This window comes from Leptolyngbya sp. CALU 1928, assembly GCF_056784215.1.
Genome location: NZ_JBXBCE010000001.1, coordinates 706,622 through 732,385, shown reverse-complemented (window position 1 = coordinate 732,385; position 25,764 = coordinate 706,622). Strand labels below are relative to the sequence as shown.

Annotated in this window: 22 protein-coding genes; 8 read left to right on the top strand and 14 right to left on the bottom strand. The window is 48.6% G+C overall.

The window, feature by feature from the left end:
* Positions 1–14 precede the first annotated feature (14 nt).
* The 5 genes from gyrA to AC1S5B_RS03210 all read right to left on the bottom strand — a co-directional run bounded on the left by gyrA (position 15) and on the right by AC1S5B_RS03210 (position 7,659).
* Positions 15–2,726, bottom strand: a complete 2,712-nt coding sequence (gene gyrA, locus AC1S5B_RS03230; RefSeq protein WP_482034285.1) for a DNA topoisomerase (ATP-hydrolyzing) subunit A — start codon at positions 2,724–2,726, stop codon at positions 15–17.
* Between the two features lie 385 nt (positions 2,727–3,111).
* The gene (locus AC1S5B_RS03225) at positions 3,112–4,215 is read right to left on the bottom strand and encodes a hypothetical protein (RefSeq protein WP_482034284.1); all 1,104 of its coding nucleotides are present in this window, start codon (positions 4,213–4,215) and stop codon (positions 3,112–3,114) included.
* Complete coding sequence (locus AC1S5B_RS03220; protein WP_482034283.1) at positions 4,212–5,630, bottom strand: DUF2079 domain-containing protein; 1,419 nt, start codon at positions 5,628–5,630, stop codon at positions 4,212–4,214. The genes AC1S5B_RS03225 and AC1S5B_RS03220 overlap by 4 nt, the downstream gene beginning before the upstream one ends.
* A gap of 23 nt (positions 5,631–5,653) precedes the next feature.
* A complete protein-coding gene (locus tag AC1S5B_RS03215) occupies positions 5,654–7,087 on the bottom strand; it encodes a DUF2079 domain-containing protein (protein WP_482034282.1) in 1,434 nt (477 codons plus the stop codon).
* Positions 7,084–7,659 (bottom strand): DUF2854 domain-containing protein, encoded by a 576-nt coding sequence (locus tag AC1S5B_RS03210; RefSeq protein ID WP_482034281.1) that lies wholly within the window; start codon positions 7,657–7,659, stop codon positions 7,084–7,086. The genes AC1S5B_RS03215 and AC1S5B_RS03210 overlap by 4 nt, the downstream gene beginning before the upstream one ends.
* A 105-nt stretch (positions 7,660–7,764) precedes the next feature.
* Between AC1S5B_RS03210 and AC1S5B_RS03205 the strand changes: the two genes are divergently transcribed.
* Both AC1S5B_RS03205 and AC1S5B_RS03200 read left to right on the top strand, forming a co-directional pair.
* Positions 7,765–8,028: a hypothetical protein gene (locus AC1S5B_RS03205; protein ID WP_482034280.1), complete on the top strand. Its 264-nt coding sequence runs from the start codon at positions 7,765–7,767 to the stop codon at positions 8,026–8,028.
* Between the two features lie 204 nt (positions 8,029–8,232).
* Positions 8,233–8,421 (top strand): hypothetical protein, encoded by a 189-nt coding sequence (locus tag AC1S5B_RS03200; protein WP_482034279.1) that lies wholly within the window; start codon positions 8,233–8,235, stop codon positions 8,419–8,421.
* A gap of 194 nt (positions 8,422–8,615) precedes the next feature.
* On the opposite strand, the gene AC1S5B_RS03195 is transcribed toward AC1S5B_RS03200, so the two are convergent.
* From AC1S5B_RS03195 to AC1S5B_RS03185, 3 genes are all read right to left on the bottom strand, one after another.
* Positions 8,616–9,647 (bottom strand): sigma-70 family RNA polymerase sigma factor, encoded by a 1,032-nt coding sequence (locus AC1S5B_RS03195; RefSeq protein WP_482034278.1) that lies wholly within the window; start codon positions 9,645–9,647, stop codon positions 8,616–8,618.
* 359 nt (positions 9,648–10,006) lie between these two features.
* The gene (gene ppk1 / locus AC1S5B_RS03190) at positions 10,007–12,142 is read right to left on the bottom strand and encodes a polyphosphate kinase 1 (RefSeq protein ID WP_482034277.1); all 2,136 of its coding nucleotides are present in this window, start codon (positions 12,140–12,142) and stop codon (positions 10,007–10,009) included.
* A gap of 2 nt (positions 12,143–12,144) precedes the next feature.
* On the bottom strand, positions 12,145–12,354 hold the full coding sequence (locus AC1S5B_RS03185; protein WP_482034276.1) for a hypothetical protein: 210 nt from the start codon (positions 12,352–12,354) through the stop codon (positions 12,145–12,147).
* Positions 12,355–12,396: 42 nt separating this feature from the next.
* On the opposite strand from AC1S5B_RS03185, the gene AC1S5B_RS03180 reads away from it, so the two are divergent.
* The gene (locus tag AC1S5B_RS03180) at positions 12,397–13,179 is read left to right on the top strand and encodes a helix-turn-helix domain-containing protein (protein WP_482034275.1); all 783 of its coding nucleotides are present in this window, start codon (positions 12,397–12,399) and stop codon (positions 13,177–13,179) included.
* A gap of 43 nt (positions 13,180–13,222) precedes the next feature.
* On the opposite strand, the gene AC1S5B_RS03175 is transcribed toward AC1S5B_RS03180, so the two are convergent.
* The 5 genes from AC1S5B_RS03175 to AC1S5B_RS03155 all read right to left on the bottom strand — a co-directional run bounded on the left by AC1S5B_RS03175 (position 13,223) and on the right by AC1S5B_RS03155 (position 18,956).
* A complete protein-coding gene (locus tag AC1S5B_RS03175) occupies positions 13,223–13,918 on the bottom strand; it encodes a cysteine hydrolase family protein (protein WP_482034274.1) in 696 nt (231 codons plus the stop codon).
* A gap of 2 nt (positions 13,919–13,920) precedes the next feature.
* Positions 13,921–15,495, bottom strand: a complete 1,575-nt coding sequence (locus AC1S5B_RS03170) for an ABC transporter ATP-binding protein (protein ID WP_482034273.1) — start codon at positions 15,493–15,495, stop codon at positions 13,921–13,923.
* Between the two features lie 85 nt (positions 15,496–15,580).
* Entirely contained in the window at positions 15,581–16,537 is a 957-nt protein-coding gene (locus AC1S5B_RS03165; protein ID WP_482034272.1) for an ABC transporter permease, read from the bottom strand.
* 81 nt (positions 16,538–16,618) lie between these two features.
* Positions 16,619–17,764, bottom strand: coding sequence for an ABC transporter permease (locus tag AC1S5B_RS03160; protein ID WP_482034271.1), 1,146 nt, complete (start codon positions 17,762–17,764; stop codon positions 16,619–16,621).
* 1 nt (position 17,765) lies between these two features.
* Positions 17,766–18,956: a BMP family ABC transporter substrate-binding protein gene (locus AC1S5B_RS03155; protein ID WP_482034270.1), complete on the bottom strand. Its 1,191-nt coding sequence runs from the start codon at positions 18,954–18,956 to the stop codon at positions 17,766–17,768.
* Positions 18,957–19,277: 321 nt separating this feature from the next.
* Between AC1S5B_RS03155 and AC1S5B_RS03150 the strand changes: the two genes are divergently transcribed.
* The 3 genes from AC1S5B_RS03150 (at position 19,278) to AC1S5B_RS03140 (ending at position 22,705) form a co-directional block, all read left to right on the top strand.
* Entirely contained in the window at positions 19,278–20,318 is a 1,041-nt protein-coding gene (locus tag AC1S5B_RS03150; RefSeq protein WP_482034269.1) for a peptidoglycan recognition protein family protein, read from the top strand.
* Positions 20,319–20,367: 49 nt separating this feature from the next.
* Positions 20,368–21,816: a hypothetical protein gene (locus tag AC1S5B_RS03145; protein WP_482034268.1), complete on the top strand. Its 1,449-nt coding sequence runs from the start codon at positions 20,368–20,370 to the stop codon at positions 21,814–21,816.
* Positions 21,817–21,988: 172 nt separating this feature from the next.
* Positions 21,989–22,705: a sugar transferase gene (locus tag AC1S5B_RS03140; protein WP_482034267.1), complete on the top strand. Its 717-nt coding sequence runs from the start codon at positions 21,989–21,991 to the stop codon at positions 22,703–22,705.
* 54 nt (positions 22,706–22,759) lie between these two features.
* On the opposite strand, the gene AC1S5B_RS03135 is transcribed toward AC1S5B_RS03140, so the two are convergent.
* Complete coding sequence (locus AC1S5B_RS03135; protein WP_482034266.1) at positions 22,760–23,668, bottom strand: DUF4037 domain-containing protein; 909 nt, start codon at positions 23,666–23,668, stop codon at positions 22,760–22,762.
* 164 nt (positions 23,669–23,832) lie between these two features.
* Here AC1S5B_RS03135 and lgt point away from each other — a divergent pair, with 164 nt between their 5' ends.
* Positions 23,833–24,720, top strand: coding sequence for a prolipoprotein diacylglyceryl transferase (gene lgt, locus AC1S5B_RS03130; protein WP_482034265.1), 888 nt, complete (start codon positions 23,833–23,835; stop codon positions 24,718–24,720).
* A 173-nt stretch (positions 24,721–24,893) separates the two neighbouring features.
* Complete coding sequence (cobM, locus tag AC1S5B_RS03125; protein ID WP_482034264.1) at positions 24,894–25,739, top strand: precorrin-4 C(11)-methyltransferase; 846 nt, start codon at positions 24,894–24,896, stop codon at positions 25,737–25,739.
* Positions 25,740–25,764 lie beyond the last annotated feature (25 nt).

Here is a 25,764-nt window from a genome sequence, read left to right as displayed (position 1 = left end):
TTGACTACCTTGCATTATGATTCGATGGTGTTGCTTTTTTCTAAGATTGGATCTGCGATCGCCGCTTCCCCGCTTCCCGCTTCCCCGCTTACCACTTCACCAGTTTCTACTTCCCCGCTGCTCATGTCCCCATCTAGCAATGCATCTTCCTCTGCATCCGAAGCGGGCACTAACGCTACTGCCACAATCTCATCGTCTTCGTCCAAGCGTTGCAGGCGAACTCCAGAAGCAACGCGAGATTGACACGAAATGGCGTTGATCGCTTGACGAATAATAATGCCGCGACTGGTGATCAGCATCAATTCTTCGCCTTCGTGGACGATTCGCAGCGATGCCATGTGATCGCCAGGTTTGCGGAACTTCGTCGCCACAATGCCCAAGCCTGCCCGATTTTGTAAGCGGAACTGGTTTACAGGCACCCGCTTACCATAGCCAAAGGCAGTGACCGTTAGAATCCAAGGACCGGAAGGCGCTACGGTTTCCAGGGCTTCCAAGGTTTCCGTTGCGTCATCGCTGGTCACCTCTTCCTCGCCAACCCCATCAGACTCCAGATCCGCCGCGAGAGTTTCGACAATCTCGCTGGGCAAAATATCTAGACCCACTAAACTATCGCCCTGACGCAGTGCCATTGCTCTCACGCCCCGTGTGGCGCGACCCAGCGGACGCAGTTGGTCGTGGCTTGCCCGAAAGTGAATCGATTTGCCGAACTCCGAACCAATTAAGATGGTGTCTTCAGCACGGGCACGGCGCACCCAACGCAGCAGATCGGCTTCTTCCAGAGAAATGGCAATCAAGCCATTGGCGCGAATATTCTTAAATGCCGAAAGTGCCGTTTTTTTGATGTAGCCTTTATTCGTCAGCATCACCAAATATTCATCCTCGCTGAATTCACTCACGGGAATGATCGAGGTGATTTTTTCGTTGTGAGGAATGGGCAATAGCTGCACGATCGCGGTGCCACGGGCAGTCCGAGAACTAACCGGAATCTGATAGGCGCGCAGGCAATACACCACACCGCGATCGCTAAAGAACAGAATGCTATCGTGATCGCGACAGGCGAGGAACTGTTCCACCCCATCATCATCTTTCATGCGGGTGCCCGACTTACCCCGCGTTGCCCGATTTTGGGACTCAAACGTGCTGACAGGCATCCGCTTAATGTAGCCCTGCTCGGTCAGCAAAATCACCGCCCGTTCATTGGCAATTAGATCCGCATCCAGAATCTCATCTTCCGACTGCTCAATCACCGTGCGGCGAGGAGTAGCGTGGGCAGCTTTGAGAGCAGCCAATTCGGTTTCAATGATCGTTAGAATCCGTTCTCGACGTGCCAAAATATCCCGCAAGTCCGCAATTTGAGTTTGCAGATCATCATGTTCATGCTGAATCTTATCGGCTTCTAGGGCGGTGAGACGGCGCAGTTGCATTTGCAAAATGGCATCCGCTTGCACGTCTGACAGACCAAACCGTTCAATGAGTTCCAACCGGGCAGTGGGAGCATCAGCGGCACCGCGAATCAGGTTAATGATGGCATCTAGATTTAGCAGGGCAATCAGCAATCCTTGGAGGATGTGATCTCGCTCTTCCGCTTTTCGCAGTTGATATTGGGTGCGACGGGTGATCGTGACGATGCGGAAATCTAGGAAAACAGAGAGGAAATGTTTGAGGCTGAGCAGTTGCGGATAGGCATCCACCAGCGCTAGCATGTTTGCCCCAAAGTTTGTTTGGAGAGGCGTTTGCTTGTAGAGATTATTGACGACCACGCGGGGATAGGCATCGCGCCGCAGTTCAATCACGATTCGCATTCCATCGCGATCGCTCTCATCCCGAATATCTGAAATGCCTTCTAAGCGTCGCTCATTCACCATTTCCGCGATTTTTTCAATCAGCGCGGCTTTGTTGGTTTGGTAGGGTAGCTCGGTGATGATGATGGCTTCGCGATCGGGTCTGCCGCGATGCTCGATCGTTTCAATGCTGGCAACCCCGCGCATGATGATGGAGCCGCGTCCGGTATTGTAGGCTTCGCGAATGCCAGTTAAACCCAGGATTTGACCGCCCGTGGGAAAGTCAGGTCCAGGAATATAGTGCATCAACTCCTTCACCGTGATGTCGGGGTTGTGAATCAGGGCAACTAGCCCATCAATCAGTTCTCCCAAGTTGTGGGGTGGAATGTTGGTCGCCATCCCAACGGCAATTCCAGAAGACCCGTTTAGCAACAGTTGAGGAATACGAGAGGGCAACACCAGCGGTTCTTGCTGAGAGCCATCAAAGTTGTCGCCAAAATCGACCGTTTCCGATTCGATGTCTTGCAGCAGTGAATCCCGCGTCAGGGGGCGCAAGCGACACTCGGTATACCGCATGGCGGCAGGTGGATCGTTGTCAATCGAACCAAAGTTACCATGCCCATCAATCAGGGGCGATCGCATGGAAAAATCTTGCGCCATCCGCACCAAGGCATCGTAAACCGCCGTATCGCCGTGGGGATGGTATTTACCTAGCACTTCCCCCACCACACGGGCGCATTTTCTAAAGGGGCGATCGGGTGCCAAACCCAACTCATGCATCGCGTACAAAATGCGGCGGTGGACGGGCTTCAACCCATCTCTGGCATCGGGGAGCGCTCGCCCGACAATCACGCTCATGGCGTATTCCAGGTAAGACCGCTGCATCTCGTTTCGTAAATCTGTGGGGACGATGCGATCTTGAGGCGGCTCCTGGGAAAAAGTCATAGTATGAAAGACTCCGAAAGATCAATATTTTCGCAAAAGGAACAGCTTTTGAAAGATGAACAAACTTAACTGAATTTGTATGCTCAAAAAGCTAGCCTTTAGCCTATTAATTGTATCATGGGAAACTAAGTTTCGTGGCGCGATCGCGCCTAAGCCATAGGAGTTTATCAACCCTCACTGGCTCAATTCATGCTTGCTTTTCTGAATACCTCAAGCGATCGCTGTGCAATCAAAAACTTGAGTATTTCAAGCAAGTTTTAATCCCCTTTTTAATCATCTTTGAGTGAAAACTAATTGAGTGTTTAAGGTGTTCTTTGAACGATGCAAAAAAACTCCAAAACCATAGCCCTGTGGATTGCCATTCAGCAGTTTTTCCTATGTTTCCTCAATACGCCCATCGGTCGATCGCATAGCTCCAAGTCACCGAATAATTCAGGACAACCATCAGAGCCAGAGAGCCAATTTTGATCCAAGGAGGAAACCGAGAGAGGCGATCGCCCAACACAAACCATACTGAAAACAACACTGCCCCATAGCGAAAGATATTAATTAGCTCACCCTGTTGCAGCATCACCCCCAACGATAAGGCTGTGTAGAGAGCCATGGGACGAGAAACCCGCCACAGCAAAACGGTTCCGCCCCATAAAAGCCCATAAACCGCATGATGCAGCACGGAACCCAAATTTGTATTTTGCCAGGGGTTGCCAAACCATAGGGTTTGCAACATTGAAAACCAGGATGTGGCGTGACTCCAGTTTGATCGCGCTTGCACCGATTGCCAAGGATTGCCCGTTTGCCAATATTGATAAAGCGGAAACAGCAGCATAATCGCGATGCCACCTAAGCAAACGCAGGCAAAATGGCGCACTTGAACCCTGCGATCGCGTGGATGAGCCGCAATGATCAGTGCGATGCAAACGACCACAAAAAGTCCCTGAGTGCGCGTTAGTCCAGACAGCCCAGCCGAGATCGTCGCCAGTCTGGGTTTGCGGAAAACGGCAGCGGCAACTGCAAGATAGGACAGGAGCAAAAACAGCGATTCGGTATGATGCGAGTGAAAGATAAACGATCCAGGCGAGTACAAAAATAGAAGCCACCCCCAAATCGTATTAGGTAATAAGCCTGCCTGGATTGCCTCAGAATTTTGGGGTGAAGCTTGCAACCAAACCACCACAGCCAGCCAGCCCAGAAAAATCAACGACGATAGCAATGTGCCTGCAACTTGGGGCACCGCCGACAATCCTGTTACCGCTGCCCCGGCGCGAACCAGCAAGGGATAGAGCGGAAAAAAAGCCCAATTTGCACCTTCATAGCCTTGGGTGGCAATTATGCTGTAATGCTCTGCATCCCAGTGGTTTAGCAACGTTACCCAGGAGATGCCTTTTGTGTGAGCGATCCACAGCCAGATTATTCCATGCTGCACCCAAACCGCGATCGCCAAAATCAAGTAAAGCACAGTGGGTTTGTCAATCCAGCGAGATTCCATCATTTCATTCCACAGGTATTTTGGAACAGAAACACATCATCCTGCTGAAAGCTAAGCTGAAAACAAGAGCTTTTCTGTGCCTGATTGACTAACTCCAACACTATTTCAGGCGTACTTAATCCTCCAGGGTGACGCTGATTGAGTAGTAAATAGTGATAGTTTTCTAACCTCACGCCTGCTGCATTCTTGACAACGTTAATCATCGGGCGATGGCTTAAATGGGGCACGAGAGCGGCTGGGGCTAAAACAGGGTTTTGGGTAGTGATGTGGGCGATCGCGCGGTGAGTTGCCTGCCAAGTACTCAGCTTAGTCAGATAGCGGGTGCCAAATAAATGCCACTGCCCCAGCGCCATAAACGCCACTAGCGACCACAGCATAATAGGTTTGGGACGCTGAATCCAAGCGTTGCCTGCTGCCAAAGTCGCAATGACCACCAACAGCATAAACGGCAGAATTGGCAGGGAATATTGATGCACCAAGTTTTTTTGCACATCTTTTTCAGACAGCAGATTCATTGCCAATTGGGGAACTGCCGCTATCATGGGCGAAAAATAGCGCGGATTCAATCCCCATGCCAACGGAGCAAACAGAATCACCAGATAGCCAAGGTTGGCAAAAGTCAGCACTCGCCGCAACACCACATCCGGCTTTAGCACCAGACTTAAGGCGATTTCGGGAATGGAGTTGCCCAATTCAGCATACAGCGACAGCCCCAACACACCCGCAGGCTGAAAATGCGGCAAAATCACCTGAGTTGCTAGATAAAACCAGACTAAACCCGCGATGAAGGCGATCGCGCCACAGACCCGCTTTTTCTCAAAGATAAATAGCCATACGCCCATTGCTGCCACCGTTAGCGCCAGGGCATCTCGACAGCCTAGGATGATCACAATGCAGATGACAAAGCCGACAATCCGATCGGCGCGTGCCAGCCAAACGGCTGCCAGCATTAACGGCAAGGCAATCACTTCGGGATGAAAGTCAAATAAATTCAGGTTAAAGATCAGCGGATAGAGCAAATAAGCTAGGGCAACTGCCACCGCCTGCTTTTCTGGTGATCCTGCCTGCCGCGCTAGATGATAAGTCGGCAAAACCCCTAGCGCCAGCGCGATCGCCTGCACCGCAAACAGCCAATGGACATCGGGATAAATCCAGTACAGTCCTGCAATCGGATAAAAGATCCAGGCGGCATGGTCGCCTAAAATATGCACCCCAATGATCGAAGAAATGGGCGGCAATCCGCGACTGAGCAAATAGAGCGGCTGATCAAAAATGCCCAAATCCCAGGCATTGGAGTGAAATAATCCATGTCGCAATGTGCTGCTGGTAAACAAAATCACTGCACTGATGACCACCATCCACCGCAGCGATCGCGGTGGCATCCAAGTTTTCAAATTCCTCACCGTCAAATCACCCATGCTTGCCATCGCCCAAAGTCATATCAAGCGCCTACACGAGAGAACAAGTACACGCCATCTTGTTCCACTAACGGCTTAAAACCAGGCTCACGCTGGAGCCGCTCCACCAAACCCTGCTGAAGGCTGGAGGTACTCGCCCAACCAGGATGCCGCACATTCAGCAGCACCTCGTCAAACTGATCGAAGTCGATCGCTTCCGTTCCAGCGATCGCCAATTGCACTGTAGGGCGATGGGTTAGATGGGGTGCCAAGAATGCAGTGGTCAAAATCCGGCTTTGGGGCTGAATTTGAGCGATCGCGCTGCGGCTTGCCTGCCAGGTATCCAGCGAGTTGAGATAGCGATCAGCAAAGTAGCCAAACTTTGCCAGCGCCAAAAAGCCAATCAGCGAACACAGCAAAATTCCCCGCCGACTTTGCACCCACCCTTTGCCATCCGCAAGGGTCGCAATAATCGCCACCATCAAAAACGGTAGCGCTGGTAGAGAATACTGATGCAGCAAATCCTTTTGGGTTTCCAAGGTGCTCAGCAGATTCAGCAGCAAGGTGGGAATGATTGGGATTAGCGGCGCTAGATGCTGCCAGGATAAGCCCCAAATAACCGGTAAAAATAACAGGCAAAGATATTGCAGATTGGGCAAGGTGAATAAAGCAGACAAAACCAAATTGGGTTTTAAGAATAAATTTAGGATAATTTCCCCAACGGAACTGCCCAAATAGTCAAATCGGGCAACCGAGATCACACCACCGGGCGGAAAAGAAGGGATAAGCACCTGTGTGGCAAACAAGAACCAGCCACCGCCTAAGATCAGCGCGATCGCACCGCACATTCGCTTTTTCTCAAACAGATATAGCCAAAACCCCATGGCAAACACGGTGAGCGATAAGGCATCTCGGCAACCCAAAATTAGGATGACACACCAAACAAACCAGCCCACTTGATTCCGTCGTGCGGTCAAAATCGCAGTCAAAATCAGCGGTAGGGCAATCACTTCGGGATGAAAATCAAACAGATTCAGATTGAAAATGATGGGATGCAACAAATAAGCTGCCGCCATCGCCGTCGCCTGACCATTTTTAAGTCCCGCCTGTTGTGCTAGATGATAGGTGGGCAAAGCGCCGAGTGATAAAGCGACCGCTTGAATGCCCAACAGCCAAAACACAGACGGATAGATTTTATATGGGAGCGCTACAAAATACATAATCCAATCGGCATGTCCGCCTAAAAAGTGATATCCCCAAAAGGAAATCACCGGCGGCAATCCTTGACTCAGCAAGTAGGATAGTTGATCGAAATAGCCCAGATCGTAGGCGGTGGAGTGAAACAGTAGATGTCGAATGCTGCTGCACAAAAACAAAATCACCGTGCTGGCTGCGATCATCCCAGTTAGCCGCTGATGATCTGCTTGCTGAAACCAACCCGGCAGCGATCGCTGAGACATTCGTAAGGGTTTGCTCATGCTGCCACAGGCGTTTCACTAACTTCTGGGGTCGCAATGAGAGCAACATCCACCAATTCGTCGTCCAAAGCATTCACTTCTACCCGCACACCCGGACCGAAGAAGCCAGTTAGCTTTTGTTCTTTATCTTTCCAGGCTTGAGCCGGAAAAAACGGCGACTCAAATTGCAGCACTAGAGTATAAGCTCCGTTGGTTTCCTCTTCACGAATGCTCTGCAACATGGGGCATTCTTCATCGGTGGGGCTGAGTTTCAATGCCTTGAGGGAGGTATCCAAATGGGCGCGCTGTCCATAGCGAAACCGGGTTACATCTTTGCGGATTTGAGTTTGAGTGGCAGTAGCTTGGCGATCGCGCAGTGCCACGATTGCTTCAGAGGTTGGCTGTGAATAGGGAGCAGGCTCTAGCTCAGACGCTTTCAGCGCCAACCCACCCAGCAAAATGGGAATTCCATAGAAAAAACCGATCAAATTTAGCGTGGCATTGTCCAAAATAAAGTAGGCAATAAAGCCGACGATGGTTAGAACACCACCGACCACCAACCCCACCATTCCTAAGGAAATTTGACGTAGCATAGAGTTACAATTAGTCGCGCTATAAAACCTGGTCAGCTTTATATTATCCCTGACTCCTGAACCCCATCACCGCCGATTGATGAATCAAGTTTTCTGGATTGAACTATGACAATGGCTAAAGATGATCATCAGCAGGCTGCTAAAGACCAGATTTTAATGGAGCAAATCAATTCTCTCAAGCGGGAAGACGAAATATTGCAGAATATTTTGGCGGTGGATGTGTGGGCGATCGCCAAAACAATGGATGAATTTCATCCCGGTTTTTGGGCGGCATTCATGAAAAATCGCGAACAAGCCCTCAAGCGGTTTATGGATGAGGTGATTAAAACAAAACCTGTCGATCCAAAGCGTCCCCCATTTTTACGATAAGTGGAATTAGGTTTCAGGAGTCAGGAATTAGGTTTCAGGGGTCAGAGAGTAAATTTTCAGGGATATAAGGACTCGGTGCAAGCTGTCTGCACGTTAGACCTGAAACCCGAAACCCGAAACCTGAAACCTGAAACTCGAAACCTGTACGCTACCGTAGAATAAGTTTGCACACCTCGTTGATATTTAAGAAGGAAAGAAAGGCTCATGGTAGATCCGCAAACGATGCGAGAGCAATTTACTCAGATCGAGGGCAAGCGTGAGTTTTTAGTGAAACTCTTGGAACAGCCCAACTTAGGTACTTTGAGAATTGATGTAAATCAAGCGATCGAGGAAGTGGATGACTTAATTGATGAATTCAAGCGCACGTTTCCTGATGGGACTACAGAAAACTAATTTTTTAAGAGGGACGAGGGCGCAAATACCAAGTAATCAGCATTTCTCTTAGGAAAACGCTCCGCACTCAACCCCCGCCGCACACCGCACTTTAGAAACCCGTAAAAAAGCCAGGAGTGAGTTTTTACACGCTCCTGGCTTTTAGCTTCTATCTCCTGATCGCTCAGAAGCTTGTAATGTGAGTGTCTTTCTGCTTAACGCATCCAATCCTTTAAAAGCGCTTGCCGTCTGGGGTGGCGTAGCTTCCGCATCGCTTTTGCTTGGATTTGGCGAACGCGCTCTCTTGAAAGTTGATACCGCTCACCAATTTCAGAAAGGGTGTAATGTTGTCCATCGGTTAAACCAAACCGCAATCGAATGATTTCTTGTTCCCGTTCGCTCAAATGTTCTAAAACAGAATCGAGGCGATCGCAGAGCAATTTGTGATCTAAACAATCGTTGGGTGCAACATTATCCGAATCTTCGATTAATTGCATCAATTCGGTATCTTCTTCTCGCCCCACCCAAGCATGGAGAGAAAGAGTACCCTGACTCACATCTAAAACATGATCTAACTTATCTTCGTCAATGCCTAACTCATCAGCAATTTCTTGCTTTGTTGGCTTGCGTCCATGCTTTTGAGAAAGCAATTGCCGAGCTTTGCGAACTTGGTTCAGTTTTTCAACCATATGAACAGGTAAACGAACCGTTCGGGATTGGGAAGCGATCGCGCGGGTAATTCCCTGGCGAATCCACCAATACGCATAAGTTGAGAACTTATAGCCCCGCTCATAGTCAAACTTTTCAGCCGCCCGCATTAAACCCATGGCACCTTCTTGAATTAAATCCAAGAAAGGAACACCACGATTGAGATATTTCTTGGCGATCGAAACCACTAATCGCAGGTTTGAACGAACCAATTTACGTTTAGCCCGTTCCGCTTGAGAACCGCCTTTGGCAATCTCCCGCGCCAACTCAATTTCTTGGGTTTGAGTCAGCAACGGATAGCGCGCCATCTCACGCAGGAATAGCCCGACTGAATCATCGGTCAGTCCTAGACGCTCTGCTTTGCTAATTTTAACGGGTGGTTTACTAGGAGCAAATTCAACCGTTTCAAATTTCTCTAAACTGTTCAGTTCATCCAAGTCAATATCAATTTCAACGGAGAGATCGACATTGAATTCTTGTTCAAGAGAACTGACTTCAGCATCAATTTGACTGATTTTAGAAGGCGATTCGGCACTCATACACACTCACATAATCTTTAAGAAAAAAGTTGCGTAAAATTGCCTCCAACTCTACCAAAAATCTTGGTAAATGCACCCCTTTCTTCCAAAAAAAGTCTAAATTTTTGTATTAAATATCGGGGCATTCAAGATGTTTTGCGAAAACCACTCATTTCCTTAAAAAGGATTCTAAGCGGCGATGAATGAGTCGCTATAAAAGCTGACTCACCAAAAGTTTTGAGCGGCGAAGTAGTCAGAATTGTGAAGGAGAAGAATACTTGTAAAAAAGATTCAAATCTACTTTTGAGCAACTGAATTTAAGTCACTCTTTTCATCAATCCAAACTAAGGCTTTATCCTACACGACGATGGCGAAAATGATTACGTAATTTCCATCAATTTTTTTTGAGAACTTTGTTCTGGGCTATTTCCTGCGGGATGACGCTGAATATAACGCCCATCGGGAAGTAAATCCCAGGCTTGGCGATTGTCTGCCAGCATGATGCCCAAAATCTCTTGTAGGTCTTTGGCGATCGCCGGGTCTTCAATCGGCACAACGGCTTCCACTCGGCGATCCAGGTTGCGCGTCATCCAATCAGCACTGCCAATAAAGATCTCTTCCTGCCCCTGATTATGGAAATAAAAGATGCGGGAGTGTTCTAAAAAGCGCCCCACAATGCTGATCACGCGAATATTGTCGCTCACACCCGGTACTCCAGGACGCAAGCAACACATGCCCCGCACAATCAAATCAATTTGCACCCCTGCTTGAGAAGCTTGATATAACGCAACAATGATGGCTGGATCAACCAGGGCGTTCATCTTAGCGACAATGCGGGCATGGTGACCTTGACGCGCGATCGCGGCTTCTCGGTTAATCAATTCCGTCATGCGGTTCCGCAAACCGGAAGGTGCCACTAGCAATTTTTGGTAGGTGTGATGGCGCGAATAGCCCGTTAAATAGTTAAATAAATTGCTTAAATCAGCCCCCAAATCCTCGCGACAGCTTAACAGCCCCATATCGGTATAGATCCGAGAGGTTTTTGGGTTGTAGTTTCCGGTGCCAATATGAACATAGCGGCGAATGTGCCCCTCCTCTCGCCGAACGACTAGCACCACCTTGGTATGGGTTTTGAGTCCTGCCAACCCATAAATCACATGAACCCCAGCGCTTTCTAGCTTACGCGCCCAGTTAATGTTATTTTCCTCATCAAATCGGGCTTTGATTTCCACCAATGCCGCCACCTGGATGCCATTTTCCGCTGCCGTGATCAGTGCCTGCACAATGGGCGAATCCCCAGAGGTGCGGTAGAGCGTCATTTTAATTGCCAGCACATGGGGATCTTCGGCTGCTTCCGTGATGAATCGTTGAACCGTGCGCGAAAAAGATTGGTAAGGATGGTGCACCATCAGATCTTGCTTGCGAATCATCGCAAATAAATTATCTTCTGGCTCGGTGCTATCTAAGCTGAGCTTGCTGCGATCGCGCAGAGCTTGGGGCACAGACGAATAGCACGGTGGATCTTTGAGGTCGGGTAAGGGGACTTCCAAAAACGTGATCAAATCTCGCAAACAGAGGATACCCGTTGCTTCGTAGACATCTCCATCCGTCAGATCCATCTCTTCCATCAGCATGACTCGCAAGGCTTCAGGCATTGATGAATGAATTTCTAAGCGGACAATCGAACCACCTAATCGCCGTTTATGGAGTTCTTGCTCAATCGCCAGCAGCAAATCATCTGCCTCATCTTCTGCCAGCATCAAATCACTGTCGCGGGTGACTCGAAAAGTATGATATTCCTGAATATCCATTCCTGGAAATAGCTCTACCAAATTATGGGCGATCACTTGCTCTAGGGGCACGCCTGTCCAGATGGCAGTAACCTCTTTTTGCTGATGGCGCAGGGTTTCGGGCAGCGGCAGAAACCGAGGTAGGCTCTTGGGCACCTTGACCCGCGCAAACAGTTCTTTGCCGGTTTCCCCGTCTTTCATGACTACGGCAAGATTGAGGCTGAGGTTAGAAATGTAGGGAAACGGATGGCTAGGGTCGATCGCCAGCGGGGTTAACACTGGAAAAATTTGCTCGTCAAAATATTGCTGAAAATAGGTGCGCTGCTCTTGGTTGAGATCGATGTAGTCCAGCAGATAAACACCGTGGGAAGAGAGGGGGGGGCGGAGTGCCTGATCAAAATGAAGATGGGCTTGGGATGCCATCGGGTGCAAGCGCTGCCGAATTAGAGCAAGTTGTTCTTGGGCGGTTCGTCCGTCGGGCGATCGCTGGGTGACTTGTGCCTCAACCTGTTGCTTCAAGGCAGCGACCCGCACCATAAAGTACTCATCTAAGTTAGAGCTAAAAATCGCTAAGAACTTTAGTCGCTCTAGCAGTGGAGTGCGTGGATCAAAGGCTTCATTCAACACGCGGTTGTTAAACTCTAGCCAACTGAGTTCACGGCTGAAATAATATTGTGGGTCGCTTAGGTCTAGCTCAGTCGTCGTCGAAATTTTGCGTCTAGGCATGATTAACTAAACACCTCATCTTCTTGCCCAGTCCACCATTCTCCCAGGTTCATCAGATCGGCATGAATATCCTTCAGTGCAGCTTCGTAGGCTTCTGTCGATAAACTTTCTCGGTCTTCTTGGAGTTTTTTGAGCCGCAGTTGGGTCAGCAGCCACGGCTTGGAGATGCCATTAGTCGCCTCCATGTAACGAGCCAGTTTTTCACTATCCATTTGACTATCCACAAGCGAACAACCCTTCTATAATTCCCGGTAATGCCCATCTCCACAGTTTACACTCGACTGATTATGCCTTCTGAAAACCCATTGGAACTGGCAAAACAAGGCGACCCAATCGCGATCGCCACGATTCTTAATTACACAGTAGCTCAGCGCTACGACGCTACCGCTAGCGTCATTCGGTTAGGCAATTACCTATCTGTGTTCATTGAGACCGTTTCCAGCGTCGAGCAGGAGGTTATGGTGCGCTTAGTATATGAAGTGATCAGCGAATTAGCAATTGAGGAAATTTCAACCGTAGAAATTAATGCTCATCATCAGAGCGATCGCGCGATGTTGTGGACACAAACCCTTGAAGCACCTTTTACAGCAACTCAACCTTGCTCTGTCGTAAGCACCTCGCCTGATTCAGCGATCGATTCCAACCTTTCGCCTGAACGTTCGACAGCACTGATACCGATGGCATTGATTGAGCCAAAAATCAAAATAGATTCCACGGTAAATGAAGATTTGAACTCTCTACAAACCATTTTGCAGCGACCAGAAATTGTTGCCATGATGGCGCTGGCGCTGATGTTAGTTTTTTGGGATTCCTACCTGGAGTGGATGGCTGAAGCGGAGACTCAATCCCTCTCTGGCAGACAGCTTGCCCACCGCCTTGGAGTCAGCAGCAGTACGATCAGTCGCTATAAAGAGCGCACAAATTTCGGCGAGTGGAGCCAAACGCTCGATCCTCAAGGTATTGCTTGGAGTTACACCGGAAAAGGGTTTGTGCAAAAAGAGGCGAGAGGTGAGGGGCAATTGGCAATTGGTGAATGAGACACGCGATCGCGTCTAGTGAATTGAGCGAAGTCGAAACGCGCTAAACCAACGCTTTGGCGGGTTGCCATTGTTCCAGCCCTTTAAGCACTTCTGCCGCGATCGCCGTCCAGCCGACAATACCGCCCTGCGCTCTCACCATTTCAAGGGTCGCTTGCTTAAATTCAGGAAAATAACTTTCGGTGCAGTCTTCCACCATGAGGCATTCATAGCCGCGATCGTTGGCTTCTCGCATCGTGGTTTGCACACACACTTCAGTGGTCACCCCAGTAATAAATAAGTGAGTAATCCCTTGCTCTTTCAAAATTGAGTCAAGATTGGTGGCATAAAAAGCCCCCTTCCCCGGCTTGTGAATCACAACTTCTCCCGGCAAAGGCGCGAGTTCTGCAATAATGCCGTTGCCCGGTTCGCCCTTTATTAAAATTCTTCCCATCCCAGCTTCACTGCCAATCGTCAGATCTCCCTTACCGCGCTTGAGTTTAGCAGGCGGACAATCCGACAAATCGGGCTGATGGCATTCGATCGTATGGATGATGGGCAATCCCATAGAGCGAAACCCTTCAATCAGGGATTTGAGGCTGGGCACGATCGCCCGTAGCAAACTCACATCATTGCCCAACGCATCACCAAAGCCCCCCGGCTCTAGAAAATCGCGCTGCATATCAATCACAATCAGTGCTACGTTGCCTGATTCGGGTAGCTCATAGTCGTAGGGAAGAGCGGCGATAGTCGTAGTCATGATTAGTGCCCCGCCATGGCTTGACCGATCGCCTTAAAGTCTGCCTGCTCAATTGGGCTATCGTAGGTAAAGTTTCCTTCGCTAATGACTAGAATGCGATCGCTGAGTTTCAGTAGTTCATCTAAATCTTCACTGACCAACAGCACCGCTACGCCGCGATTTCGAGCAGCCAAAATTTGCGTGTGAATCGTATCCACCATAGCAAAATCCAGACCGAAGCACGGGTTCGCCGCAATCAGCAGATTAATATGATCGGCAGATAGCTCCCGTGCCAGAACTGTTCGCTGCACATTGCCCCCCGATAAGTTCCCGACTGGCGTTTCGGGGGAAGGCGTTTTAATCTTGAAGGAGGTGATTAAGCCCGTTGCCATTTCGCGAATGGCTTTGAACAGAACCAAAATACCGCCCATGGCTTGCGGCGGGCGATCGAAGGTGCGGAACGCCAAATTCTCCGCCACACTCATATGAGCAACGCAGGCATTTTTCAGCGGTTCTTCTGGCAACAAAAATACCCGATGTTTATACATTTCAGAACGGGTCATGCCATAGGCTTCACCATTCACCAAAATTTGTCCAGATGTGGGCGATCGCTGCCCCGCCAACACCTCCACAAATTCCCGCTGTCCATTGCCAGAAATTCCAGCAATGCCCACAATCTCACCACTATTCACCGTCAAACTCAATCCTTGAACGGCTTCCACGCCATTATCTTTGTTAGCGCGCATTTCTTGCACTTGCAAAACAGGCGTTATTTCAGTCTGAGTGGTTTTTTCAACGGGGGTTGGCTCCCGCTTTTCACCCATCATCATCTCAGCCATATCGGACACAGCCAGATCTTTAACCAAGCCCGTTCCTGCAAATTTCCCTTTCCGCAGCACCGTAATTTCGTCGCAGAATGCCGTCACTTCCCGGAACTTGTGGCTAATAATCAGCACACTCAACTTGCGATCGGTCACCTGTTCTCGAATCAACCCCAACACTTCGTCCGCTTCACTGGGAGTTAATACAGAGGTTGGCTCATCCAAAATCAAAATTCTGCTTTTTAGATAAAGCTGCTTCAAGATCTCTAACTTTTGCTTTTGCCCTGCCGCTAATTGACTCACCGGCAATTCTAAAGGCACCTTGAACGGCGAACTTTCCATAAAGGCAGCCAGATGCTCCATTTCCTGCTTCCAATTGATCACGCTAGGACTTTCCAGGCGCGATAAAACCAGGTTCTCGGCAACCGTCATGGCAGGCACAGAAGTGAAATGCTGATAGACCATGCCAATGCCATACCGTTGAGCATCGCGAGGACTATCGATTTCGCGGGAATGCTTGTCAACTAACACATCCCCATGAGTCGGACGATAGAAGCCCATGATGCATTTCACCAAAGTGCTTTTTCCGGCACCATTCTCACCAAGCAGCGCATGAAACGTGGCAGGCTTGAGATGCAGCGACACATTATCCAAGGCAACGAGGCTACCAAATCGTTTAGTCATATTGACCACTTCTAGATCTGGAGGCGCGGAGGCATGAATCACAGTCGGCGTAGCCTGATCAACCTGATCAATTGAGTTCGCAACTTCTGCCATCTTAAAATCTCCGATTGCTTTCCGTACATCTCTAGAATTCAGCCTGTGCGATCGCATCCCGTGGCGATCGTTTCATGAAATCGCCTTAGCCGTTAATCGTTCCTAATGCACCCGGAGCGCCTGATAAAGTCTTTTTAGGCGAACAGGTAATAATCATAATTAGCAGAGTCAAAATATAGGGCATGGCATTGAATAAGTAACGTCCTTGATCCACGCCAACGGATTGGAGGGCAGGACCGATCGCCTGAGCGCCACCAAAAAATAAGGATGCCCAAAGACACTGAACCGGATTCCAACGGGCAAAAATGACGAGGGCAACTGCCATTAAACCCTGACCACTGGAAATACTCTCTGACCACAGCCCCGGATAATAGAGAGACAAACAAGCTCCGCCGATTCCTGCTAAGAAGCTACCCGCAATAATACAAAGCATCCGCACGCGCTTAATAGAGACTCCCATTGCCAAAGCCGCATCGGGACTGTCACCCACCGCCCGCACAAACAAGCCCCAGCGAGTCGATTTGAAGAACCATGCCATTAGAGGAGCAAGTAAGACACCAAAAATAAATAGGGGACTAATTTTGAGGGCAGATTGTAGAGCGGGCAACGAACTCCATCCACCGAGATCAAATGTTGGTAACTGAGGCGCTTTGGGTTGAATGAACGCCTTACCAAAAAAGAAAGCGATGCCGCTGCCAAAAATAATCATGGCAATCCCAACCGCAATATCATTCACCTTGGGCTGCTGAGACAACCAGGCATGGATGAATCCCAGAATCATGCCTGCACACCCTGCCACCAGAACACCCAGCCATGGAGAAACTGAGGTTGGAATACCCCATTTATCGGATGCTAGATAGGAAACGGCATAGGCGCTCATTGCGCCTGTAAGCAAGGTTCCTTCCAATCCCAGATTAATTTTGCCGCTTTTTTCAGTCAGGCATTCCCCCAAACTGACGAACAAAAAGGGAGCGCTTCCTCGCAGGGTGCCTGCCAAGATGCCCAAGGGAACCCCCAACCAACCGAGTGCCTCTGCTGCCATCTAATGAGTTCCTCTAAATCAAATTACTGAACTGCGTTAAATCAATTGAAATAATCAACAATGAGCGACCTTAATCAATCGTTAGACAGGCACCGCTGTAGACGGCACAGGAGGGGGAGTCATGGGAATCTCTGGCTCCTTGAAGATTTTGAAACGTCCATACAGCGATTCACTGTATAGAACAACTAAAAAGACGAGTCCTTGGAATACGAGGACGGTGGCATCGGGCATTCCAAACGATCGCTGAAGTGCGCCGCCACTGTTAATAATTCCGCCTAGCAAGATCGCAACTACGGCTGCTGCCAAAGCGTTATATCGAGCGATAAACGCAACGAGAATGCCTGCATATCCATAGCCAGCGACAATCGAGGCATTTGCCTGACCCTGAACGGCTGCTACTTCAACCATGCCTGCCAACCCTGCACAGGAGCCAGCCAGGAAGCAAATAATGATAGTTAGTTTACCAACAGGTAACCCAGCAATCCGAGCCGCTTTGACGTTGCCCCCCGCAGTCCGAGCCGCAAACCCAAAGGTGGTGTGCTGAATCAAAAAGTAGGCGATCGCACAAGCCACCAAGCCATAAATCAGCCCATAGTGAATCCGAGTAGAACCAATGTTTCCAATCTGATATAGCTCTGGAATCGGGAAACTGGAAGGCTTGTTCAAAGAGGCAGGATCTTTCCAGGGACCTTCGACCAAGTGGTTAAGCAGGGCGATCGCAATGTAGTTCATCAGCAAACTGCTGATTGTTTCATTGACCGCTCGATAATGGCGCAAAGCACCCACGATCGCAATCCAAATGCCGCCTGCGATAATCCCTCCCAAAGCCATGCCAATCTGCACCACGGTTGGAGCCAGACCCAACGTGGTTTGCAGTTGGGCTGGATTCGGAGTAATGCTGCCATAGGACAAAATCAGCCCTACCGCTGCTGCCCCCAATCCTCCCAAAACCAAGGCTCCTTCATTCCCAATCACCATTAATCCCAATCGAGCCGGAAGCGCCGTGCATAGCGCTGTTAGCATCAAGGGAGCAGCCCGCAGCAACGTTCCTTGAAACGCGTTCCAGCTTCCAAATGCGGTTTTATAAATGGCTCCGTAAACCGCAAAGGGATTTTTGCCAGCAAACATGCAGAATATACCGAACAAAACTAGGGCGACCAATAGTGCAGCCAGCGGAATCACTATGGATTCAGCGGTCGATCGCCAGTTAGAACGACTCAGTGCCATATCAACCCGTCTTTCCAGAAACGCCTTCAGCCAACCAATCCATTTTTGTCAATTCAGGAGCAGTCACTTTGTAGGTCGTGCCTGCGGGAATTCTGACTGCGCCAGCATTATCTTTAATGGCACCCTTATAAACCACGGCTGACCCATCAACCAGCTTCGCTTTTACCGCCTCTACATCTTTTTTGATTGGCTCAGTCACCGCTGGACCAAACGTTGCCAGACCAATATAGTCGTCTGCAACGCCGCCGATATATTGAGGCTCAATACCGCCATTCATCAGCGTCTTACCTGCCGTTAAAAGCGCTACATAATTTTTATAAATCGTACCCCAGTTGTACATTGTTCCAGTTAAGTAGCCTTTGGGTGCCAAAGCAGACTGATCGGAGTGAAATCCGCTGGACAATACCCCACGCTTCTCGGCAGTTTCAATCACCACTTTAGGACTATCCACATGCACTGCGATCACATCAAAACCTTGGTCGGCAAGGGAGTTCGTGGCTTCTGCTTCTTTCACGGGCAGCGACCAGTCACCTGTAAAAATCACCTGCATTTTGATATCGGGCTTAACGCTCCGCGCCCCTAACATAAAGCTGTTAATGTTCCGCAGCACCGGATTAATCGGTTTTGCACCCACAAACCCAATTTTGCCCCCTTTACTCGCTTGGGCTGCAATCCGTCCGGCAAGGTATTGACCTTCATCCACTAGGGCAAAAAAGCTGCCGATATTTTTGGCTAATCCTTCTTTCCACAGGGTGCCGCAGTGCAAAAACTGCACGTCTGGATACGCTTTGGCAACTTCCAATACATGGGGATCAAAGTAGCCAAACGAGGTCGCAATGACAACGGTTGCACCATCTTGATCGATCATATTTCGCATGACTTCCTGCACCTCTTTGGTTTCAGGAACGCTCTCTTGCTCGATGATTTTGATGCCGGGCATACTGGCGATCGCGGCTGCACCGACCGCATGAGCTTGGTTCCAGCCATAGTCCGCTTTGGGAGCGTTGTAGATAAAACCAATAGTGATCGGTTTGCTTGCATCTGGGCTAGCGCCACCACCGCTTGTACCAGCGGTATCGGTTGGAGAAGACGAACAGCCCGTCCAGAGCTTAGAAGTTGCACCAAATGCAGCAGTGGCTAGAAGCCCTCGAATCACCTGACGGCGGGGAACATAAATATATCGATTACTCACTCTGCAAAAATCTCCTTGATGACTCGTCTAATCCTAATGGCGCACATATGCTGAGGAAGAATTGCTAATTAATTACTTCAAAAGCAACCTTTTGCCAGCCTATTTGAAAATAAATTATCGGAGTGTATCCTAAACAACACTGAAGAAGGATGCAAAATTTAACACTATGTGAATGTTTAAGTTTAATCGTTGAACAGTTATCCTGAATCAACAAAAAACTTTCCTATGCAATCTGCTTTGAGGTGACTACAAGTTGTGAGGCGAAATCTGTTCACTGTTACTCTGCTAATCACACTATGCGCCATCACACTTGTTATCACTGTGGCAACTGGGCACACTCAACGATCTGAATTTGAGGCTCCTACGGTCTCTAGGTCTGTAGATATTAAACCCTTAGCCAAATCGATCGCGCGACCAAAGGTGCCCTCTGCAAAAAGGCAGCCCGTAAAAGTTGCGTCGTCAACTCCTAAAGTTAGCCAATCTATCAAAGTTAGCCAATCTATCAATCCTTTAGACTGTGCTTTGCAGCCGAACACTGGCGGCGCTTCTAAATCGCGTAATTCAGCTAATTCAACGGCTCAGCGCCCTTTAGGATCAGTAGAATTGGAGCGCTTTCGACGGACCATGTTAGCCAACACAAGTACCTCCAATACTCCGCTCAGCCTGATTAATCCCAATCAATCCCGCGATCAGCCACCCGAAGCGGTTTTCTTGATTGATCCCACAAACTACGGCGATCGCTACTTCAAAGACATAAATGGCAAACCCGCCCTTCTGCCCCCGCTGGTCGTGCTGCACGAAACCGTAGGATCTGCTGGCAGCGCCTTAAATTTTTTTCGCACGCGGCACCTCAACGACAGCAACCAGGCAAGCTACCACACCTTGATCCAGCGAGATGGCACCGTTTTGTATCTTGTTCCTCCCGACAAACGAGCCTATGGTGCTGGCAACTCAATCTTCTTTGGGGTTAATGGCATAGCAGAAGCCGTTAAAACCCATCCCAAGTTTCCGCCATCGGTCAATAACTTTGCCTATCATGTCGCCCTAGAAAGTCCACCCGATGGCAACACAAACGCCCCGACTCACAGCGGCTATACAATCCAGCAGTATCAATCTCTTGCTTGGCTCATTTCTAAAACAGGCGTAGCCAATGATCGAATTACTACTCATAAAGCGGTCGATCGCTCTGGGGAACGAATGGACCCTAGAAACTTTAGCTTTTCACGTTTCTTTCAGCTAATGCAAATTTACCCTAAAACGGTCGAAATCCCCATAGGATGTACAGCGCCTCAAGCAGTCTCCAAACTCAAGCAGCCGACTAAGGAAGCCAAAAAAGCGACTCGCCCACCCCATCAAAACTGAGGGATTTGGACAATTTTCTTTGCGATCAATTGCAGAGTCAGAAAGCGCTATGGTTGACTTGAGTGAAGACGTTCTCAAGTTTTATATGGGCTGGGTTAAACAAGCAACGTTTGGTCTATTGGTGTCCCCAATCTTAATAGGCGCGATCGCACCTACCACCCACTCAGCAACCCCTGCTGCAGGCGATGTGATCGTGGAAGTTAAGATTGAGCCAACCACCGGGCAATCCCCAAAGGGATCGTTTCATGAATTGCCCCCTTTTGTGATCCCGCAGCCTGCTCAAATCTCACCTTCTCCAACCGGTGCTATCCCTCCCGCCAAAAGCCCTTTGCCGCACTCCCGCTATCCTTCGTTTAACAGCCAGCAACTCGATCGCCAACTCCAGCTTTATACTCACTACTTAGCTCAATTTGGCAAGCCCGATATTTTGATTGTAGGCAGTTCTCGTGCCTTACAAGGAGTCGATCCGATAGCCCTTCAGCAAGCCCTCGCCAAACGCGGCTATCCTAACCTAAAAATCTTCAACTTTGGGATCAATGGTGCCACGGCGCAGGTTGTAGACTGGCTGCTGCGGCAACTACTTACTGCCGAGCAGTTGCCGCGTCTGATTGTGTGGGCAGATGGATCACGCGCGTTCAACAGCGGTCGGATTGACCATACCTTCAACAAAATTCGGGCTTCTCAGGGCTATCAAGCGCTCAACGCTGGAACTCGCCCCTCTATTCCTCAACCGAATTGGTTAGACGTTGGGCAAATCTGCATGGATGGACTGCCGCTGAAACTGATCTCTCAACCAAAATCTATCTCGACTCCTGCCCAGAAGATGCCGTCGAATGCAATGGAGGACGGGCAGTGTCAGCAAAGCGCCAAGGTGACGATCCGCTTAGGGCTTTCTTCACCCTCGCCGTCGATGCCATTGATAACAACTGCTGAAACATTAGGCTTTCAAGTGGTTAACACGCAATTTAACCCTAAAACTTACTTTCAGCGATTTTCCAGGGTGTCGGGTTACTACGATGCTGACTATCTCAGGTTTGCCCTAGCGGGTAGACAAATTAATGCACTAGAGCGAGTGGCAGCTTTTGCGAATAGGCAGCAAATTCCGCTGGTGTTTGTCAATCTTCCGCTAACGCAAACCTATTTAGATTCGGCGCGATTTGCCTATGAAGACCAGTTTCGCAGGCAAATGAAACGGCTGGAGCGATCGCGGCGATTTACATTCAAAGATCTTAGCCTGCACCACACGCTAAATTCAAATCAGTACTTTGCTGATCCTAGCCATCTAAATCGTCATGGTGCTGCGGTTGTTGCGATGCATATTAGCGCTGACGTAGCCCGTCTGACTGGAAAACTGCAATCGTCTGTAAAACCAAATTCGGCGCGATCTCGCTCCAGTTCACTGGTTCAGTGTGAAAAAGGATGCCTCTACCTGCCCAAAATCTTTGCGGGCTTTCATAAAAAAAGTCTAGATCTCGCAATTTATCCTTTTTTGCACTAAAAATCTACTTGAATTGAAAATAAGGTGCGTTTAACGAAGAAAAACATCAGAACTTTAAATAAGCGATGTCATTTCAAAGATTAAGCAAACGCTTTAACTTTTACTAGGTACGCTCAGCGTAATTACGTATGGTCATCATAGGGCAAGTCAATCTCTTCTACTTGTACAGGCAATGACCGTGATTACTACTAATGCATCAACCGTGAAATCAGTCCTGTTAGAACAAGCAAATCACTTTTCCCTGCCATCAAGCAGAGAAGCTCACAATTCGCCTTCCGTGGTGCATCCTTCTGTGCAGAGCAGCGTTAAGCGCTTGATTGATATTGCAGGGGCTTTAGTTGGGCTAATGATCACCGCAATGGTTGCAGTTCCAGTAGCGATCGCAACCCAATTTGATAGCCCTGGTCCGCTTTTTTATAGCCAACTTCGATGCGGATACCAAGGCAAAACCTTCAAAATTTGGAAATTCCGCTCCATGGTGATGGATGCAGATCAGTTAAAGCATTTAGTTCATAACGAAGCAAAGAGCGGCATCTTTAAAAATCGCAACGATCCTAGAGTGACGCGGGTTGGCAGATTTTTACGCAAAACTAGCCTAGATGAACTTCCTCAATTTTGGAACGTGTTGCAAGGCGATATGAGTTTAGTGGGCACCCGTCCGCCTACGATTGATGAGGCTATTGCCTATAAACGGCACCACTGGGAGCGCTTGAATGTAAAGCCTGGAATCACAGGCGAATGGCAAGCAAACGGGCGATCGACGGTGTTGGACTTTGAAGCGATCGTGAAAATGGATGTAGCCTATCAAGCAAAATGGTCAATTCTTTACGATCTACAGTTGATTCTAAAAACTGTGTTAGTCGTACTCGCCAAGAAGGGTGCCTTTTAGGTCGTTAACACAGTTCATCGCTTTGCCTGCCAGTTGCTTTTGATGAGCATTAAGTTAACGATCTACAGGCAACTCCCACCTTGGATAAAGTCGATTGAACGTTTGACGCTGATGATTGAGGTCAATTTGCGGTAAGCACTGCTCTACAAGATCGAATGTTTCCTCCACAAGTCGTCGCAACTCACGAGTTCCACTTGCAGCATCAGATAAAAAAACTTGCTCCAACCGGGTAAAAAACTCAGGTGGTTTGATTTTCATTTCTTCAACAAAGTAACGTGTCCACTTGAAGCCTGGGTGATAAGTGCGATTTAGCCCGAACAGCATGTTGAGAAGCCATCGCACGATGGTACAGTTGTTTTCATATAGCATTGGGATCTCAAGGCGTTCGGTCAAAATGTTTTGACCATCGAACGGACGGAATTTTAGATGCTTTTGAACCATTGCAACAGCAAGTTCTTCAGGATAAGGAGAAAGCTGAGTTTGCCACTGTTTGATGGTGTTTTCGCCGTGAAGAACTACTGCGTTTTGAAGATGGGATGCGATCGCTTGCTTCTCAAATAAAAGCCCAGTTTGCGACACCTCATAACACTCAACAACATCACTCACAATGTTGTCCATCGTATTTTGCGACCAATGACCCGCTTCTACTTTCATGCCGTACATATAGAACTGCTCCAACCATGCTTGTTTCGCTTCTCCATACGGCTCAATTTCCCATCCTTTGACACCAACACTTTGCGCTGTGGTTTGTAATTCTTCGACGGATGGTAATTGTGACCAGATGAAGCCTAATTCAAGATCGGAATATTGATCTGAAATCCCTAATGCGGCTGAGCCAAATACAAAACACGCTTCAACTTTACGATTCGCTGTGAAAGCAGGAGCGATTTTGTGAGCTAATGAAATTCGCCATGCGCTGTGTTCAGTCATGTTGAGGATTACAACTTCTTCTGCTGAAAACAATGTAGCGCACAGCAGGAAAACGTATTCTTAAGCCAGTGAAGGCTACCTCTCAAGAGGGTCAAGGAGTCTTCCGCCAAAATTACCCTTAGCGGCTTAGAATCAAGTCTGTGGCACGGTGATTATCTACAGCCGTCACTTGTCCATCGTTCTTAGGAGAACGTCCCTTGTTTTCTTCCTTGCTGCTTCCTGCTTTTCAATTTACGTCTCCAGGGTCAGAGCTTCCTTGGTTTCAGGGGACTGGATTTTCGATTCGCTGGTATGGATTGCTGATTGCATCGGCGGTCTTAATCGGAGTGAATTTATCTCAGTATTTAGCGCGCCGTCGTCGAGTCGATCCAGAGTTGATTGCTGATCTGGCGATTTGGCTAGTTGTTGCCGCTATTCCAAGCGCCCGCTTATATTACGTTCTGTTTCAGTGGCAAGAATATGTGAATCATCCTGAGCAAATCATTGCAATTTGGAAAGGAGGTATTGCGATTCATGGTGCTATCTTAGGCGGCTTGCTGGCAGCACTAATTTTTTCGCGCTTAAAGCAGATTTCTTTTTGGCAGCTAGCTGATTTGGTTGCGCCTTCGCTAATTTTGGGGCAGGCAATTGGACGCTGGGGCAATTTTTTTAACTCTGAGGCATTTGGTAGCCCAACCGATTTGCCGTGGAAATTGTTTATTCCGCGAGATCGCCGTCCATTAGGCTTTGAAACCGTGGAGTTTTACCATCCCACTTTTTTATATGAGTCGCTGTGGAATCTAATGGTTTTCACCCTGCTCATGGTGCTGTTTTTTAGAGACTTGAAAGGCAAGCCAAAACTCAAGACAGGCACGCTGTTTTTGGTTTACTTGGTTGCATATAGCTCTGGGCGACTGTGGATTGAAGGATTGCGAACCGATAGCTTGATGTTCGGTGCGCTCCGCATTGCTCAAGTGATCAGCCTAGTCGAAATTACTTTGGGAGTTTTGGGATTATTTTGGTTGTATAAGCTGGGGCGATCGCTCCCGGATGTGGTGCCTGCTGCGGCACTTCAAAAAACGGATTTGAGTGATTCTAACCAATAAAACTCGCGGATTTAAGAGCAAGCCGATCCTCGTAGACAAGCGACTGACCCAATGCGATAAAAAAGAAAACCCTAGAGATAAACTCCAGGGTTTTAATCAGGGTGCATCTACCACTCCTTTCTTCTAAAAATCAGCACCCTATCCGGAGTAATTGAATTTAAATTGCAAAATTTATGACCGGACTGTCAAAACAACCTATTCAGCCATCGCTTCAACCCGCCGTTTACATTGTTGGGGCAGGGTCTGGCGATCCAGAACTGCTGACCGTTAAAGCGCATCGCCTACTAACTCAAGCGGATGTAATTGTGTTTGCTGATTCGTTAGTGCCTGAGGAGATATTGCAAGCTGTTCGAGCCGATGCTGAAGTCATTCGGACTGCCGACAAAACCTTGGATGAAATCTTAGCGATAATGGTGGCAAGAGTTCAGGCGGGGAAGTCAGTCGTGCGGCTTCATTCAGGCGATCCCTGCTTATATGGAGCAATCCAAGAGCAAATGCAAGCTTTATTAGAAGCAGAGATTCCTTTTGACGTTACCCCAGGAATTAGCGCTTTTCAAGCTGCTGCTGCAAAGTTGCGAGTGGAGCTAACGGTTCCTGGGGTGGTGCAAAGCATCATTTTGACCCGTATCAGTGGACGTACTCAAGTACCAGAAGCAGAAGAGCTATCAACTTTGGCAGCCCATCAGGCTAGCCTTTGTTTATACCTGAGCGCTCGACATGTGGAGGATGCTCAACAGCGGTTAATGCAACACTATCCAGAAAACACACCTGTGGCGATTTGCTTTCGCGTGGGCTGGCAAGATGAGAAAATTTTGCTGGTGCCATTGACCCAAATGGCAAAGATGACTCAGGCAGAAAATTTGATTCGGACGACCATGTATATTATTAGCCCTGCTTTAGCGGCTGCCACGGTGCCAAATGAGATCGCTAATCAAGAAGCGACTGCTGCTATTTCACAAGCGCGATCGCGCTTGTATAACCCACAACATAAGCACCTTTTTCGCCCCGATCATCCGTGAAAATTACTTCTTGAGCAAAAACGAT

Bases quoted from the DNA above. Each gene is read 5' to 3' on its own strand.
- gyrA (WP_482034285.1), bottom strand. From the start codon at position 2,726: ATGACTTTTTCCCAGGAGCCGCCTCAAGATCGCATCGTCCCCACAGAT.
- AC1S5B_RS03225 (WP_482034284.1), bottom strand. From the start codon at position 4,215: ATGATGGAATCTCGCTGGATTGACAAACCCACTGTGCTTTACTTGATT.
- AC1S5B_RS03220 (WP_482034283.1), bottom strand. From the start codon at position 5,630: ATGGGTGATTTGACGGTGAGGAATTTGAAAACTTGGATGCCACCGCGA.
- AC1S5B_RS03215 (WP_482034282.1), bottom strand. From the start codon at position 7,087: ATGAGCAAACCCTTACGAATGTCTCAGCGATCGCTGCCGGGTTGGTTT.
- AC1S5B_RS03210 (WP_482034281.1), bottom strand. From the start codon at position 7,659: ATGCTACGTCAAATTTCCTTAGGAATGGTGGGGTTGGTGGTCGGTGGT.
- AC1S5B_RS03205 (WP_482034280.1), top strand. From the start codon at position 7,765: ATGACAATGGCTAAAGATGATCATCAGCAGGCTGCTAAAGACCAGATT.
- AC1S5B_RS03200 (WP_482034279.1), top strand. From the start codon at position 8,233: ATGGTAGATCCGCAAACGATGCGAGAGCAATTTACTCAGATCGAGGGC.
- AC1S5B_RS03195 (WP_482034278.1), bottom strand. From the start codon at position 9,647: ATGAGTGCCGAATCGCCTTCTAAAATCAGTCAAATTGATGCTGAAGTC.
- ppk1 (WP_482034277.1), bottom strand. From the start codon at position 12,142: ATGCCTAGACGCAAAATTTCGACGACGACTGAGCTAGACCTAAGCGAC.
- AC1S5B_RS03185 (WP_482034276.1), bottom strand. From the start codon at position 12,354: ATGGATAGTGAAAAACTGGCTCGTTACATGGAGGCGACTAATGGCATC.
- AC1S5B_RS03180 (WP_482034275.1), top strand. From the start codon at position 12,397: ATGCCCATCTCCACAGTTTACACTCGACTGATTATGCCTTCTGAAAAC.
- AC1S5B_RS03175 (WP_482034274.1), bottom strand. From the start codon at position 13,918: ATGACTACGACTATCGCCGCTCTTCCCTACGACTATGAGCTACCCGAA.
- AC1S5B_RS03170 (WP_482034273.1), bottom strand. From the start codon at position 15,495: ATGGCAGAAGTTGCGAACTCAATTGATCAGGTTGATCAGGCTACGCCG.
- AC1S5B_RS03165 (WP_482034272.1), bottom strand. From the start codon at position 16,537: ATGGCAGCAGAGGCACTCGGTTGGTTGGGGGTTCCCTTGGGCATCTTG.
- AC1S5B_RS03160 (WP_482034271.1), bottom strand. From the start codon at position 17,764: ATGGCACTGAGTCGTTCTAACTGGCGATCGACCGCTGAATCCATAGTG.
- AC1S5B_RS03145 (WP_482034268.1), top strand. From the start codon at position 20,368: ATGGTTGACTTGAGTGAAGACGTTCTCAAGTTTTATATGGGCTGGGTT.
- AC1S5B_RS03140 (WP_482034267.1), top strand. From the start codon at position 21,989: ATGACCGTGATTACTACTAATGCATCAACCGTGAAATCAGTCCTGTTA.
- cobM (WP_482034264.1), top strand. From the start codon at position 24,894: ATGACCGGACTGTCAAAACAACCTATTCAGCCATCGCTTCAACCCGCC.